Source organism: Aeromonas sanarellii, assembly GCF_000820085.1.
Lineage (GTDB): Bacteria > Pseudomonadota > Gammaproteobacteria > Enterobacterales > Aeromonadaceae > Aeromonas > Aeromonas sanarellii.
In genome coordinates this window covers 1-15,860 of record NZ_CDBN01000088.1, presented here as the reverse complement: position 1 = coordinate 15,860, position 15,860 = coordinate 1, and the positions used below count along the sequence as shown (strand labels likewise).

The following is a 15,860-nucleotide window of genomic DNA, read 5'->3' as shown; positions in this document are numbered from 1 at the left end:
CCCCCAGGCTGTCCGCCAGCCGGCCCGCCAGCGGGGCGGCCACCACCCCCGCCACCCCGATGGCGCCGAACAGGCCGGCGACATCGGCCCCCAGCCCGTAGCCGGGCTCGGCGAGATAGAAGGCCAGCACTGTCCAGAAGGCGCTGAAGGAGGCAAACAACAGGGCCTGGATCAGGGTGGCACGGCGCAAGGCGGGCTCCTCCCGCCACAGGCCCATGAGCGAGCGCAGCAGACGGCCATACCCCAGGGTGGTGCGCGGCAACCCGAGCGGGATCGTCCTGGCCATCAGCAGGGCCCCCAGCAGGGCCAGGGGTACGGCGAGCCAGAACATGGCACGCCAGCTGCCGTAGGCGGTGACCAGCCCGGCGAGGGTGCGGCTGAGCAGGATCCCGGCAAGCAAACCGCTCATCACGCTGCCGACCACGGCGCCACGTCGGGCCGGAGCCGCCAGGGTCGCCGCCACCGGCACTATCTGCTGGGCCGCCGTGGCACCGATGCCGAGCAGCACAGAGGCCAGCATCAGGCTGGTGGCCCCGCTGGCCGTGGCGGCCAGCAGGGAGGCCAGGGCGATCAGCCCGAACTGCCCCACGATGAGCCAGCGGCGCTCGACCACATCGCCAAGCGGCACCAGGAGCAGCAGGCCTGCGGCATAGCCGAGCTGGGTCAGCATGGCGATCAGGGCGAGGGCGGGCTGCCCGGGAAAGTCGTTGGCCATCACCGCCAGCATGGGCTGGTTGTAATAGATGTTGGCGACCGCCAGGCCGCACGACAGGGCCATGGCGAAGAGCAGGGAGGGGCTGGGTTGCGATGTGCTCACGTTGTCATCCTCTTGGCTGAATGGATCCCGCGCTGAGGCGGGCCGGATGCACACAGCCTACCCGGGGACGCGGGTCGCCAGTAGGCGGCCTCACGCCATAACAGCTATTCCGCCTGCGCATGCCCCAGACCACAGTGGCCTGCCATGAAGCTCAGGAAGGCGCCGGCCTTGGCGTTGAGCTCGCGGCCAGCCGGCAGCAGTGCCCAGAGATCCAGCGTGGGTAGTTGCCACGCAGGCAGCACCGCCACCACCTCCCCGCTGGCGAGCTCGGGGGCGAACATCCACTCCGATGCGATGCCAAGCCCCAGCCCTGCCAGCACGGCGGCACGCATGCCCTCGGCCGCCGAGACCGTCAGCCGGCCACGCCCCGACACCGTCACCTCCTCCTCCCCCCGATGAAACCGCCACTGCTGCCCCATCCCGGGTTTCGGGCTGTAGATCACCAGCTCATGGTCTTGCAGATCCCCGGGAGAGGCCGGCTCCCCCCTGGTCGCCAGATAGGCCGGGGTGGCCAGCACCCGCATCCCGCACCGGGAGAGGCGGCGGGCCACCAGCGCCGAGTCCGCCTGTGCCCCCAGCCGCAAGGCGACGTCGATGCCGGCCGGGATGAGATCGATGTTGCCGTCATCCAGCAGGATCTCGAGCTCCAGTCCGGGATGGTCCGCCAGAAAGCCGGCAAGACGGGGGATGATGTGCAGGCGGGCGAAGGTGACGGGGGCGCTCACCCGCAGGCGTCCGTTCAGCCCGGCCCGGCACTGCTGCACCATGGCCTCGGCCTCGTTGACCTGGAGCAGGATCTCCCTGGCCTTCTGGTAATAGGCCTCCCCCGCCTCGGTGGGCGTCAGGCCGCGGGTCGAACGCAGCAGCAGGCGGCTGCCGAGGTGCTCCTCCAGCTGGGCGATCAGCCTGGAGACTGTGGGCTGCCCCAGCCCCAGCCGGCGGGCCACCGCCGAGAAGGAGCCTGTCTCCACCGCCAGCACGAACACCTCCATCATCCCCAATCGATCCATGCTTCCCCCTCAATCCCCGGCTACGACGGCGTCACGCCGCCCGGCCAAGGTAACACCAGGCCCTGGCCGGCTCCACTCTTGCGTTGCGGCACCAGAGGCAACAGGACGTCGCCAAGGCGGCGAGGAGCGAGTCCACCCTGCGCAGCGCGCATAAAAAAGGCCGCTCATCATGAGCGGCCTCTTGTCAGCAGGATCCGGACTCAGCTGTCGCGGCGCTTGCTGAACTTGCGATCCTTGTTGAAGCCACCTTCACGGCGCTCCCCACCCTTGTTGAAGGGACGGTCACCGCTGGGACGGCGATCCTTGTTGAAAGGACGCTCCTTGTTGAAGGGGCGGTCACCACGGGGCGGACGGGGGGCAGTGTTGCTGCCGGCCGGCACTTCGGTGTAGCGGGTGATCTGCAGCGGACGCTGGCAGACACGGGCCTTCTTGATCACCTCCAGCACCTCGGCGCTGATGCCCTTGGGCAAGTCGACGGTGGAGAAGTCGTCGGCGATGTCGATGTTGCCGATGAAGCGGCTCTCGATGTTCGCCTCGTTGGCGATGGCGCCGACGATCTGGCCCGGCTTGACGCCGTGATGGGCACCCACGTCCACGCGGTAACGCTCCATCTCCACGTCCGGGTTGTCCTTGAGCGGACGCGGCTCCAGGGACGGCATGCGACGGGCCGGGCGATCGCCGCGGTCACCGAAGTCACGGTTGCCGAAGTCACGACCACCGCGGTCGTTGAACTCACGGCGCTCGAAGCCACCGCGATCGTTGCCGGCGTTCAGCAGCGGATCCGGGATGGAGTCGTCCAGCAGCAGCGGCTGGTCGCCCTGCACCAGCTTGGCCAGCGCGGCAGCCAGCTCCAGCGGATCGGCGGAATCCTCTTCGATCAGCTCGTTCACCAGGTTGTGGTAGATCTCGAGCTCCTCGCCCATCATGGTCTCGCGGATGCGCTCCTTGAACTTGGCCAGACGGTGCTGGTTGATGTCCTCGGTGCTCGGCATCTTCATCGGCTCGATGGCCTGGCGGGTGGCGTGCTCGATGGCGCGCAGCATGCGGCGTTCGCGAGGAGCCACGAACAGGATGGCCTCGCCCTTGCGACCGGCACGACCGGTACGGCCGATACGGTGCACGTAGGATTCGGTGTCGTAGGGGATGTCGTAGTTCACCACGTGGGTGATGCGCTCGACGTCCAGACCACGGGCGACCACGTCGGTAGCGATCAGAATGTCCAGCTGGCCCTGACGCAGCTTGTCGACGGTGCGCTCACGCAGCTTCTGCGGGATGTCGCCGTGCAGCGCCTCACAGGCGTGACCGCGGGCGGCCAGCTTGCCAGCCAGCTCCTCGGCGGCGTTCTTGGTACGCACGAACACCAGCAGGGCTTCGTAGGATTCCACTTCCAGCAGACGGGTCATGGCGTCCAGCTTGTGCAGACCGGTCACCTGCCAGTAACGCTGGCGAATGGTGGTGGCGGTCGCAGTCTTGGAGGCGATCTTGATCTCTTTGGGCTGCTTCAGGTGCTTCTGGGCCACGCGACGGATCTGCTCCGGCATGGTGGCGGAGAAGAGCGCGACCTGACGACCGGCCGGGCACTGATCCATGATCCAGTCCACGTCGTCGATGAAGCCCATGCGCAGCATTTCGTCCGCTTCGTCCAGCACCAGGGCCTTCAGGCCGGAGAGGTCCAGGTTCTTGCGACGGATCAGGTCCATCACACGGCCCGGGGTACCGACGACCACCTGGGCACCGCGGCGCAGGGCGCGGGTCTGGGTTTCATAGGAGGCGCCGCCGTAGATGGGCAGCACGTGGAAATCGGGCATGTGGTGGGCATAGCGTTGGCACGCTTCAGCCACCTGCAGGGCCAGTTCGCGGGTCGGCGCCAGCACCAGGATCTGGGTGTTGCGGTTACCAGCTTCCAGACGAGACAACAGAGGCAAGGCAAAGGCAGCGGTCTTCCCTGTACCGGTTTGCGCCTGCCCCAGCAGATCGTGTCCCGCCATCAGGTGGGGAATTGCTGCGGCCTGGATGGGGGACGGGCGCTCATAGCCCACGTCCTGCAGCGCTTTCAATACGGGCGCGGCCAGTCCAAGCTCACTAAAAAGGGGCAGTTGTTCGGTATCAGACATAGATTCTTCCAGATTAAGGCAGGCGGCTAACACCGCGGAATAGCAAAAAGGCGGCGATTATAGCGCCACTTTGTTCTGCTGTCTTGAAAAATGTGATAGGCCTCTCAAGACGTTGGCAATTATAGAGGGATCTCGCGACTATGGCTTGCTTATTTTGCACTCATGGTGCGTTATTGCCGATCACTCATCACTCGAGTCCTTGCCCCGCTTGTGTTTGAGCACCGCCATGGTCAATCGGCTGGTGCACAATAAACGCCCACGTTCATCGCGGATTTCAATCTGCCACACCTGGGTGGTCGCCCCCAGATGCAGCGGGCAGCAGCGTCCCGTCACCACCCCTTCCCGCTTGGCCCTCAGGTGGTTGGCATTGACCTCCAGCCCCACGCAGTAGTTCTCCTCCCCCACCGCCATGTTGGCGGCCAGAGACCCGAGCGTCTCCGCCAGTACCACGGACGCCCCGCCGTGCAGCATGCCGAGCGGCTGATGGGTGCGGTGATCCACCGGCATGGTGGCCTCCAGCCAGTCGGGACCAAAGGCGGTGTAGACGATGTCGAGGTGGGCCATCAGGGTGTGGCGGGAGCTGGCGTTGAGCCCCTCCAGGCTCATGGGCTTGCGCCAGATGGGGGCGTTATCTTGACTCATGGCGAGCGGACTCCTTGCGTGATCAATGAGTTATCGTCGAGCTGTGTCGGCGAACGTGCAGTGTCGACGAAAAAGGACGGAAAAAAAAGATGCCCCGCGTGGGGCATCCTGTATCCGGGCTGGAGATCACCAGGGATAGGTCACCCCTGGCCACTCGGCCCAGGGCAGTTCCCGTCCCGGCAGGCGGGGCTCGGGCCAGCGCCACACCTTGCCGAGCCAGGCGCGCAGCTCGGCCTCAAGCTCGGCATCGGTGAGCGGCGCCTCGGCCACCTTCCAGAAGAAGAGCTCCACTTGCACCTCCGGCAGCACCGAGGGATAGAGGTAGACGCCGCCCCAGAACTCGGGCTCCCGATCCGGGCTCCAGAGGCCGTAGGCAAAGGAGCGCTTGGCGAGAAACTCCGAGCGCTGCCACTCCAGATCGGCCTCATGCTGGCTCAGGCCGAAGTGGTCGGAGGGCCAGACGTCGTCCGGGCGAAACAGCTGATGGAGCTGCTCGCGCTCGCGCAGCATGGCGACGAACTCCACCACCGCCTGATCCGGGCTGACCGGCAGCAACAGAAAATGCGGGTGCCGATGGGCCTTTGGCACCCGAAATCCCTTGGGGAGGCTGAGCATCAGAGCAGTTCCAGCAGGGCCTGCAACGGGTGCTTGAGCTTCTCCCCCTCCATCCGCTTGACCTGGCTACGGCACGAATAACCGGTGGCCAGGCAACGCTCCTTGGGCAGGCGGGCCAGGGGCTCGGCCCAGCTGAGGCCATAGATGCCCTTGGAGTTCTCCACCTGTTTGGCATCGTGACCATAGGTGCCCGCCATGCCGCAGCACCCCACCGAGACCGGCTGCAGCCGGGCACCGAAGCGGCCAAACAGGGTGCCCCAGTCGCCGTGGGTGGAGGGTTTCGCCGTCTTCTCGGTGCAGTGGGCAAACAGATACCAGGGCTCGGCAGCGGCATGCGCTTCTCGCACCGGCAGCACCTCTGCCGACAGGGAAAGCAGCCACTCCTGGGGCAGCAGCACCTGGAAGTCGCCGCGGGCCGGGCCCAGCGCCTTCACGTACTCGTCCCGATAGCAGAGCACCAGGGAGGGGTCGACCCCCACCATGGGGATGCCGAGCGCCGCCACCTTGTTGAGGAACTGGGCGCTGCTGGCCGCGGTGCGGGCAAAGGCGCGCAGGAAGCCCTTCACGTGCTGGGGCTTGCCGTTGGGCTTGAACGGCAGCAGATAGGGTTGCAGCCCGAGCTTGCTGGCGAGCTTCACCAGGTCACGCACCACGGGGGCGTCGTAATAGCTGGTGAAGGGATCCTGCACGATGAGCACCACTTTTTTACGCTGCTCGGGGCTCATGGCCTCCAGACCCGGCAGGTCGAAGTAGCGGGCCTTGTGATCGCGCAGCTCCTCGGCCAGGGTCGGTACCGAGAGCAGCGGCACGTCCACCATGCCGATGCTCTTCTCGCTCGCCTTCTGGGCCCACTCCTTCTCCAGGAAGAAGTTGACCAGCTTGGGGGCCTTGGCGAGCAGGGGGGTATAGCTCTCGACGGTGCCGACGAAGTAATCCTTGGGCCCGCGCAGGTAGCGGCTGTGATAGAGCTGCATGAAACGGGCGCGGAAGGTGGGCACGTCCACCTTGATGGGGCACTGGCTGGTGCACGCCTTGCACGCGAGGCACCCCTCCATCGCCTCCATCACCTCGTGGGAGAAGTCATACTGACCGCGGGCGCGGGCCAGGGTGTTGCGGAACTTGTCGACGATCTGCTTGACGCGCAGGCCGCCGCTTTGCAGCGCCACCTCCTCGGCCAGGGGATCGAAGCCCTGCTGTGCGAGCTGGCGCAGCCATTCGCGCATCAGCCCTGCCCGCCCCTTGGGGGAGTGACGCCTGTCCTTGCTTATCTTGACCGAGGGGCACATGGGGGAGTCGGTCTCGAAGGTGAAGCACAGACCGTTGCCGTTGCAATCGAGGGCCCGAGTGTAGCTGGTGCGCACCGCCAGCGGGATCTGGCGATCGAACTTGCCGCGCTTGGGCCCGTCCACCGAGACAAGCGAAGCGCCGCTGCCATAGGGCATGCAGATCTTGCCGGGGTTGACGCGGTTCTGGGGATCAAAGGCGCCTTTGACCCGTTGCAGCTCCTCCCACAGCTCGCCGAAGAAGGCGGGGCTGTATTCGGAGCGGAACCCCTTGCCGTGCTCCCCCCACATCAGGCCGCCGTATTTGGCGGTGAGGGCCACCACCTGATCCGAGATGCGCCGCAGCAACACCTCCTGCTCGGGGTCGCACAGGTCCAGCGCCGGGCGCACGTGCAAGACCCCCGCATCCACGTGGCCGAACATGCCGTAGTCGAGGCCATGGGCATCCAGCAGGGCGCGAAACTCCATGATGAAGTCCGCCAGAGACTCCGGCGGCACCGCGGTGTCTTCGGTGAAGGCCACCGGCTTCTTGCGCCCCTCGGCGTTGCCGAGCAGCCCCACCGACTTCTTGCGCATGGCGTAGATGGTCTCGATGCTCGGCAGGTGGTCGCACACCTGATAGCCGATGATCCCCGCCTCCCCCTTGGCCAGCAGGGCGTCGATGCGCCGGCACAGCTCGGCCACCTTGGCCTTGTGTTCGGCCTCGTCGGTATCCGCAAACTCGACGATGTTGAGCCCCTGCAGATCCTTGCCGGGCACATCCTGGATCAAGTTTTTGACCGAATGCCAGATGATGTCGGCGCGGGCCAGCCCCAGCACCCGGGAATCCACCGTCTCCACCGACAGGGCGTGAGCCTCCACCATAAAGGGGGCATTGCGCAGGGCCGACGGAAAGCTGTCGTACTTGACGTTGACCAGGGTCCGGTAGCGCGGGATGGGGGTGATGTTAAGCCTGGCTTCGGTGATAAAGCCGAGGGACCCTTCGGAGCCGCACAGCACCCTGCTCACGTCCAGGGTGTCGCTCTCGGGGATATAGAGATGCTTGAGATCGTAACCGGTCAAGAAGCGGTTCAGCTTGGGGAAGGTGGCCTCGATGTCGGCGCGGCGCTCCTTGCCGATGCGATAGAGGGTGCGATAGATCTCCCCCTCGCGGCTCTCCAGGGCCAGCTTGTCCGCCAGACGCGTGCCGCTGACCGGCTCGGTGGCCATGATGTCGCCGTTCTCCAGCACGGCTTTGAGGCCGAGCACGTGATCCGAAGTCTTGCCGTAGACGAGGGACCCCTGCCCCGAGGCGTCGGTGTTGACCATGCCCCCCAGGGTGGCGCGGTTCGAGGTGGAGAGATCCGGCGAGAAGAAGTAGCCGTGGGGTTTCAGATAGGCGTTGAGCTGATCCTTGACCACCCCGGCCTGGGCCCGTACCCAACCCTCTTCCAGATTAATTTCCAGGATCTGGTTCATATGGCGCGAGAGATCGACGATAATGCCGCCGCCCAAGGACTGACCATTGGTGCCGGTACCGCCGCCGCGAGGGAAGAAACTCAAGGCCGCGTACTCGGGCCCCTGGGCCAGCTTGAGCATCACCGCTATGTCATCCGCGCTGCGCGGATAGAGCACCGCCTGAGGTACGACCTGATAGACGCTGTTATCCGTCGCCATCGCCAACCGGCTTGCATAAGACTTTTCGATATCACCACGAAATGCTGAGCGCGCCAGCAACTCAAGAAACTGCAGGGTTGTAGGTGACAAACTGTCCTGGTAATCGAGTCTCGGGATCATGAATCCTTGTTCCCTTCCTTTGCTTGATGCCGGAACTCCGGCGACAACGACCGTTCGGGCCAGCCTCTTCGCGGGCCCCCGAACCAGTCCGCTCACATGTGAGCGGGCAGTATATCAGCTAGAAAACCGCTTGCGCGCGCAATCTTCACCATTTGAAAGGAGGACTCTTATGGCTAATCACAGCCATGTTATCAGTACACTGATCCGCACCGAAAAACAGGCGCTGACCCTGTCGCTGTTTGGTTGCATCACCTTTGCCATTTTCGGCATCGGCTATGGCCTCTTCGTCGGCTCCAACGCCATCATGCTCGACGGCATCTTCACCCTGTTCAGCATGGGCATGACGGGCCTCGGACTCATCACCGCCTACCTGGTCACCCGCCCCTCAGACGCTCGCTTCCAGTACGGCTACGCCCACTTCGAACCCATCGCCAACGTCATCAACGGCGCCATCATTCTGCTGCTCTGTCTGGCGGCACTCTACAACGGCCTCACCACCCTGCTGGCGGGCGGACGGGAAATCGATCTCGGCCACGCCCTCATCTATGCCGTCGTCTCCACCTTCTTCTGCGGCATTCTCTACCTCATCGAAGCCGACGTGGCCGAGCGGGTCGACTCCGAGCTGGTGCGGGTGGACTCCAAGGAGTGGCTGGTGGACACCCTGCTGAGCGCCACCCTGCTCATCGGCTTCCTGGTCGCCATCGGGCTCGATACCCTGGGTTACGGCCACTACAACCGCTTCATAGACCCGGTACTGGTCTCGCTGCTGGCCCTGTGTGCCACCCTCATTCCCATCAAGGTGCTGGGCCGCAACCTGCGGGAAGTGCTGAAGATTGCCCCCAAGGGAGACGTCTCCCGGCTGGTGGCCAGCGAAGTCGAGGCCCTGCGCCTGCGCCATGGGATCGAGTGCTACAGCCACCTGGCGAAAAGCGGCCGCCGCTTCGATCTCGAACTCAACATCCTGGTGGCCCCCGGCCAGGAGTGGCCCGTCGAACGCCAGGACGCCCTGCGCCAGGAGCTCTGGTCCCGCCTCGGCGACACCCTGGGGGATGCCTGGCTCTCGGTCTGCTTCACCCGCGAGAAACGCTGGCTGTAACGCCCCTGAGGGGGAGGCCATCCGCGCCTCCCCCTGTCATCACATCTTCCTGGGTTCCCTCTTGCCAAAACGGTGCCAACCGCTATCATCAGGGCTCACTTTTGACCCGAGGTTTTATTGCCCATCATGGACAATCCCCGAAGTAGCCCTTCGTCTTTTCCCATCAAAGCCTATCTGTACCTGCTCAACCAACGCCTCTGAAGCGAACGCCCCTGTCACCACGGCGTCCTTGCCGTGACCGCGATTCACTGCATCTGTCTTCATTGAGGTTTATGACATGGAATTTCTGCTGGACCCCTCTATCTGGGTCGGTCTGCTTACCCTGATCATCCTGGAAATCGTTCTCGGGATAGACAACCTGGTCTTCATCGCCATCCTGGTGAAAAAGCTGCCCCCCGCCCAGCGGGACAGGGCGCGCATCATCGGCCTGTCTCTGGCCCTGCTGATGCGCCTGGGGCTGCTCAGCGTGATGTCCTGGCTGGTCACTCTCACGACCCCCATTCTGCACGTCTGGGATCACCCCTTCTCGGGGCGGGATCTCATCCTGATGGGGGGCGGCCTGTTCCTGCTGTTCAAGGCGACGTCAGAGCTGCACGAGCGGCTCGAGGCCAGGCCGGAGGAGCAGGGCGCGACCGGCGTCTATGCCGGGTTCGGGGTGGTGATCGCCCAGATCCTGGTGCTGGATGCTGTCTTCTCCCTGGACTCCATCATCACCGCCGTCGGCATGGTGGATCACCTCGGCGTCATGATGGCGGCCGTGACCATCGCCATGGTGGTGATGGTGCTCGCCTCCAAGCCCCTGACCCGCTTCGTCAACGCTCACCCCACGGTGGTGGTGCTCTGCCTGAGCTTCCTGCTGATGATCGGCTTCAGCCTGGTGGCGGAAGGCTTCGGCTTCCACATTCCGAAGGGCTACCTCTACGCGGCCATCGGCTTCTCGGTACTCATCGAGTTCTTCAACCAGCTCGCCCAGCGCAGCGCCCTGCGCCATGAGGCGCGCCAGCCCCTGCGCGAGCGCACCACGGCCGCCATCTTCAAGCTGATGGGGGGCAACAAGCGCTCGGCACACCCGCAGGAGGACGAAGAAGAGGAGCAGGATGCTCCCCTGCCCCCCGGCTTCGGTGAGGAGGAGCGCTACATGGTGAGCGGTGTGCTCTCCCTGGCCGAGCGCTCCATCCGCACCATCATGACCCCCCGCGCCGAGATGGAGTGGGTCGATGTGAACGACGGCGCCGAGGAGATCCGCGCCCTGCTGCAGCGGGCCCCACACAGCCTGTTCCCGGTCTGCGACGGGGAGCTGGACGAGATCATCGGTGTGGTGAAGGCCCGGGATCTGCTGTTTGCCCTGAACGAGGGACAATCCCTCGCCGAGCTGGCCAGGCAGAACGATCCCGTCATCGTGCCACAGACCATCAACGTGATCCGGCTGCTGGCGGAGCTGCGCCAGGCCAGAGGCAGCCTCATCCTGGTGGCGGACGAGTTCGGTGTCATCCAGGGGCTGGTCACCACCCACGACCTGCTGGAGGCCATCGTGGGCGAGCTGCCGGACGAGGACGAGGCCCCGGACGTGGTCATCGACGGCGCCGGCTGGCTTATCAACGGCAGCACCAACATCCATCAGGTCGAGCAGGCCCTGAACTGCGACGGCCTGGTGAGCGAGAGCGACGAGTACGTTACCCTGGCGGGCATGCTGCTCTCCCACTTCGGCAGCCTGCCCGAGGTGGGCCAGCAGCTGCAGCTCGGCCGGTTCTGCTTCGAGGTCATGGGCGTGAGCGAGCGCCGCATCGAGCGGGTGCGGGTCACGCCGCTCGCCCCCTGATCCCCGACGGCAATGACATGAAGAGAGGGCCGCCGGCCCTCTTTTTTATGGCGACAACCCGGGGAGTTCGACCCATTGCTGTGAAAACGGCAATTCTCTTCTGCAATACCCCCTCTTTTTCACAACGACCATCCCCTCTAGAGTCTCCTCCATTCCAAGATGAGGAGTTCACCATGAGCCACGACAACCTGTTCTGCCCCCTGCGCCTCGGCCAGCTGCACCTTGCCAACCGCATCGTCATGCCCCCCATGACCCGCTCCCGCGCCAGCCAGCCCGGCGACGTGGCGAACGCCATGATGGCCACCTATTACGCCCAGCGCGCCGGGGCCGGCCTCATCATCTCCGAGGGCACCCAGATCGATCCCATGGGCAAGGGCTATGCCTGGACCCCGGGGATCCACAGCGCCGAACAGATCGCGGGCTGGAAGGGGGTGACCGATGCCGTCCACGCCAAGGGGGGCACCATCTTCGCCCAGCTCTGGCACGTGGGCCGAGTCACTCATCCCGACAACATCGGCGGCACCCAGCCCATCTCCGCCTCCGCCATCCAGGCGAAAGGGGTACGGGTGTTTGTCGACAACGGCAGCGATGCTCCGGGGTTTGTGGAGACGGTTACCCCGCGCGCCATGACCCAGGCCGATATCGACGCCGTGGTGGGCCAGTTCCGCCGGGCAGCCCGCAACGCCATGGAGGCCGGTTTCGACGGCATCGAGCTGCACGCCGCCAACGGCTACCTCATCAACCAGTTCCTCGACTCCGAGTCCAACGCCCGCACCGATGGCTACGGCGGCTCCCTGGAGAACCGGCTGCGCTTCCTGAAAGAGGTGACCGAGGCGGTCTGCCGCGAAATCGGGTCCGATCGGGTTGGCGTGCGCCTGGCCCCCCTCACCACCTTGAACGGCACCGTGGATGCGAACCCCCAGGAGACCTACCTGGCCGCCGCCCGCCTGCTGGGGGAGATGGACATCGTCTACCTGCACGTGGCCGAAGCGGACTGGGACGATGCGCCCCTGATGGCCGAGAGCTTCAAGCAGGGGCTGAGGGACGCCTTCCCCAACACCCTCATCTACGCGGGCAAGTACGACGGCGAGCGGGCTCGCGCCGCCCTCGCGGCGGGCTGGGCCGACATGATTGGCTTCGGCCGCCCCTTCGTGGCCAATCCGGATCTGCCGAACCGGCTGCGCCACGGCTACCCCCTCGCGCCCCACGATCCCGCCACCCTGTTTGGCGGCGGCGAGAAGGGGCTGACCGACTATCCCGCCTATGAGGCCGCGCAGGCCTGAGGCGGCCAGCTCGCAGAGACGACCGACAGCCCGGGCGGGCCCCACCAGCGGGGGCCCGCCTCGTTGTCTTGTGACTGCAACCATGGAGAATGGTGTTGTCGCGCTACCTTATTCAATCAGGGGATCCCCCCCATCCAACAAGGAGTCACCATGAGCCATACCCAGGCCTGGTGCTGGCACGCCCCCGGCGAGCCGGGCCAGCTCACCCTCACCCGGCAAGCGCTCCCCGTCCCCGGGGCCAACGACGTCCTCATCGCCAATCGGGTCATCGCCCTCAACCCGGTGGACTGGAAACTCATCGAGCATGGCCACCCCCAGTGGCAGCCAGGCCATGTGCCAGGCGTCGACGGCATGGGCACCATAGTGGCGCTGGGCGCCAACGTCAGCCATCTGCGCCTCGGCGCCCGGGTCGCCTATCACACCGACTTGCGCCACGGCGGCAGCTTCGCCCACCACAGCTGCGTGCCGGCCCGCGCCCTGCTGCCGGTGCCCGATGCCCTGAGCGACGAGGCCGCCGCCGCACTGCCCTGCCCCGGCCTCACCGCCTGGCAGGCGCTGGCCAAGCTGCCGCGCCTGCACGGGGAGGCGCTGCTCATCACGGGGGCAGGCAGCAATGTGGGGCGTTTCGCGGTGCAGCTCGCGCTCAGGCAGGGGGCACGGGTCTTTGCCAGCGCCAGCCCGCGCCACCACCAGTGGCTCAAACAGCTAGGCGTGCAGGGGGTGGCGGACTATCGGGATCCCGACTGGCTGGCCCAGTTGCAGGCCGCCAACGGCGGTGAACCCTTCGAGGGGATCATCGATCTGGTCTCCAGCCAGCAGGCCGAAGCCTTGCTGCCGGCCCTGGGCTACTACGGCCACATGGTGACTGTGCTCGGGCGCATCGCCAGCAACCCGCAGCCCCCCTTTAGTCATTGCCACTCATTGCACGAGATTGCGCTCGGGGCCCAGCACGCCTTCGGCACCGACCGGCAGTGGAGCCGTCTGGTGGCGGCCGGGGTCACCATGATGGCGCAAATGGCGAGCGGCGAGCTCGGTTTGCCACCGCTGGTGATCGGCGACTTCGAGGCGCTGCCCGCCCTGCTCGACCGTCTCAAGCGCGAGGGGCAAGGGGAGAAGTTTCTGGTGCGGGTGGCCTGATACCCGCTCGGCCCGCCGCCGAGGCTGACAAGAGAGAGGCCCGCCAGTGATGGCGGGCCTCTTTGCCTCTCATCTTCATCGGCGCCTGGCTCAGTGCAGGCTCACCCCGTGCAACGCAGCATGCTGGCGAATGTCCCGGGTCAGGCGCACCTTGTCCGTCAGGCTCAGCCAGCTCGCCTCCACCGCATTGAGGCACAGGCGGCAGAGCTGCTCCCGGCTAGCGCCGAGCGCTTGCACCAGCGCCTGGAAGTTGGCCGTCAGGTAGCCGCCAAAATAGGCGGGATCGTCGGAGTTGATGGTGACGCAGAGCCCCTGCTCCAGCAGAGTCAGCACGTTGTGGTGCGCCATCTCGTCAAACACCTTGAGCCGCACGTTGGAGAGGGGGCAGACGGTGAGCGGCAGCCGGGTATCCGCCAGATAGCTCACCAGCTCGGGATCCTCGCTGCAGCGCACCCCGTGATCGATGCGCTTCACCTCAAGCTCCCGTATGGTCTGCCAGATGTACGCCGCCGGCCCCTCCTCCCCGGCGTGGGCCACCACCGGCAGCCCCAGCTCCCGGCAGCGGGCAAAGACCCGGGCAAACTTGCCGGGCGGGTTGCCGAGCTCGCTCGAGTCGAGACCGAAGCCGTGGATGCGGGAGAGGAAGGGGCTTGCCTCTGCCAGCGTGGCGAAGGCCGCCTCCTCGCTCAGGTGGCGCAGGAAGCTCATGATAAGGCGCCAGCTGATACCGAACACCCGCTCCGCCTCCTGCAGCGCCCGCTCTATGCCCCCCAGCACCGTCTCGAACGCAATGCCGCGAGCGGTATGGGTCTGGGGATCGAAGAAGATCTCCACGTGCACCACCTTGTCGGCGGCGCAGCGCTCCAGATAGGCCCAGGTGAGGTCAAAAAAATCCTGCTCGGTGACGAGCACGCTGGCCCCCAGGTAGTAGAGATCGAGGAAGGATTGCAGGCCGTCGAACTCATAGGCGGCGCGCAGGCTGTAGACATCGGGCCAGGGCAGCGCCACCCCGTTGCGCTGGCCGATGGCGAACATCAGCTCGGGTTCGAGGGTCCCCTCGATATGTAGGTGCAGTTCCAGCTTGGGCAAGTCGGCAATAAAGTGCTCCATGATGACGGCTCCATCGTCAGACTCCGTGCGGGCACCGCCGGGGCGGCGCCCTCCCTTGTCTTCCATTGTGCACCCATCTGGCGCGCCGGGGGAGACTTGTCATCAAAGCGCCTTATAATGGCGTCACAAAAAACAACATAACTATTTGAAGATCTTGAGGGTTGGCGCAACGTTCCGCCGCCTCTTGCGCCTACACAAGGAGTCCCCATGAAAAAAAGCGTCATCTGCGACATCGACGGCGTCATCCTGCACAACAACGATCTGGTGCCCGGCGCCGACCGCTTCGTCCACCGCCTGCTGGAGCAGGGCAGCAAGCTCCTGTTCCTCACCAACTACCCGGCCCAGACCCAGAAAGATCTGCAAAACCGCTTCCGCTCCGCCGGAATAGAGGTGCCCGAGGAGTGCTTCTACACCTCCGCCATGGGCACCGCCGACTTTCTCAAGCGCCAGGATGGCAAGAAGGCCTATGTGATTGGCGAAGGGGCCCTGACCCACGAGCTCTATAAAGCCGGCTTCACCATCACCGATATCGACCCGGACTTCGTGGTGGTGGGGGAGACCCGCAACTACAACTGGACCATGATGCAGCAGGGCGCCAAGTTCGTGGATCAGGGGGCCCGCTTCATCGCCACCAACCCCGACACCCACGGCCCCCTGATGTACCCGGCCTGCGGCGCCCTGTGTGCCCCCATCGAGCGGATGACCGGCAAGAAGCCCTTCTACGTCGGCAAGCCGAGCGCCTGGATCATTCGCGCGGCCCTCAACCGGATGGAGGCTCACTCCGACGACACCATCATCATCGGCGACAACCTGCGCACCGACATCCTGGCAGGCTTCCAGGCCGGTCTCGAGACGGTGCTGGTGCTCTCCGGGGTGAGCAAGGTGGCGGACATCGACCGCATGCCGTTTCGACCGAACCACATCTTCGACTCCGTGGTCGACATCGACATCGTCTGATCCCCTGCCCCGCCCCCGGGCGGCAAGCGCACAACACGGGCCCCTTGGCAAAGGGGGCCCGTTTCGTTTAACGTAACCGCAACATTGTTAAACAAACTAAACGGGAGCAGGATGCTCCCCTCGCCACCGCAAGGACGCACCATGAAGAGCCTGAACGACTGGATCCTGCTGGACCAGCACCCCGTCTCCCCCACCCCGCTG

12 protein-coding genes are annotated in these 15,860 nt (G+C 65.5%); 5 read left to right on the top strand and 7 right to left on the bottom strand.

Annotated features, from left to right (window positions below; all coding sequences use genetic code 11):
• The 6 genes from BN1132_RS16205 to ydiJ all read right to left on the bottom strand — a co-directional run.
• Positions 1-817: MFS transporter (locus BN1132_RS16205; protein WP_042078833.1), on the bottom strand; the 817-nt coding region annotated here is incomplete at its 3' end.
• Positions 818-921: 104 nt separating this feature from the next.
• Positions 922-1,827: a LysR family transcriptional regulator gene (locus BN1132_RS16200; protein ID WP_042078832.1), complete on the bottom strand. Its 906-nt coding sequence runs from the start codon at positions 1,825-1,827 to the stop codon at positions 922-924.
• Between the two features lie 200 nt (positions 1,828-2,027).
• The gene (locus tag BN1132_RS16195; protein ID WP_042078831.1) at positions 2,028-3,941 is read right to left on the bottom strand and encodes a DEAD/DEAH box helicase; all 1,914 of its coding nucleotides are present in this window, start codon (positions 3,939-3,941) and stop codon (positions 2,028-2,030) included.
• Positions 3,942-4,121: 180 nt separating this feature from the next.
• Positions 4,122-4,583, bottom strand: a complete 462-nt coding sequence (locus BN1132_RS16190) for a hotdog fold thioesterase (protein ID WP_042078830.1) — start codon at positions 4,581-4,583, stop codon at positions 4,122-4,124.
• Between the two features lie 126 nt (positions 4,584-4,709).
• Positions 4,710-5,198, bottom strand: coding sequence for a hypothetical protein (locus tag BN1132_RS16185; protein WP_042078829.1), 489 nt, complete (start codon positions 5,196-5,198; stop codon positions 4,710-4,712).
• Complete coding sequence (gene ydiJ, locus BN1132_RS16180) at positions 5,198-8,257, bottom strand: D-2-hydroxyglutarate dehydrogenase YdiJ (protein WP_042078828.1); 3,060 nt, start codon at positions 8,255-8,257, stop codon at positions 5,198-5,200. The genes BN1132_RS16185 and ydiJ overlap by 1 nt, the downstream gene beginning before the upstream one ends.
• A gap of 169 nt (positions 8,258-8,426) precedes the next feature.
• On the opposite strand from ydiJ, the gene BN1132_RS16175 reads away from it, so the two are divergent.
• The 4 genes from BN1132_RS16175 to BN1132_RS16160 all read left to right on the top strand — a co-directional run bounded on the left by BN1132_RS16175 (position 8,427) and on the right by BN1132_RS16160 (position 13,592).
• Complete coding sequence (locus BN1132_RS16175; protein WP_042078827.1) at positions 8,427-9,353, top strand: cation diffusion facilitator family transporter; 927 nt, start codon at positions 8,427-8,429, stop codon at positions 9,351-9,353.
• A gap of 277 nt (positions 9,354-9,630) precedes the next feature.
• Entirely contained in the window at positions 9,631-11,172 is a 1,542-nt protein-coding gene (locus BN1132_RS16170; protein WP_042078826.1) for a TerC family protein, read from the top strand.
• Between the two features lie 173 nt (positions 11,173-11,345).
• Positions 11,346-12,455 carry an alkene reductase gene (locus BN1132_RS16165; RefSeq protein ID WP_042078825.1) on the top strand — a complete coding sequence of 370 codons (1,110 nt, stop codon included), beginning with the start codon at positions 11,346-11,348 and terminating at the stop codon, positions 12,453-12,455.
• A 150-nt stretch (positions 12,456-12,605) separates the two neighbouring features.
• Positions 12,606-13,592: a zinc-binding dehydrogenase gene (locus tag BN1132_RS16160; RefSeq protein WP_042078824.1), complete on the top strand. Its 987-nt coding sequence runs from the start codon at positions 12,606-12,608 to the stop codon at positions 13,590-13,592.
• Positions 13,593-13,682: 90 nt separating this feature from the next.
• Here the strand turns inward: BN1132_RS16160 and BN1132_RS16155 are convergent, their stop codons facing one another.
• Positions 13,683-14,702: an adenosine deaminase gene (locus BN1132_RS16155; RefSeq protein WP_042078823.1), complete on the bottom strand. Its 1,020-nt coding sequence runs from the start codon at positions 14,700-14,702 to the stop codon at positions 13,683-13,685.
• Between the two features lie 207 nt (positions 14,703-14,909).
• Between BN1132_RS16155 and BN1132_RS16150 the strand changes: the two genes are divergently transcribed.
• Positions 14,910-15,659: an HAD-IIA family hydrolase gene (locus BN1132_RS16150; protein WP_042078821.1), complete on the top strand. Its 750-nt coding sequence runs from the start codon at positions 14,910-14,912 to the stop codon at positions 15,657-15,659.
• The last annotated feature ends 201 nt before the right edge of the window (positions 15,660-15,860 follow it).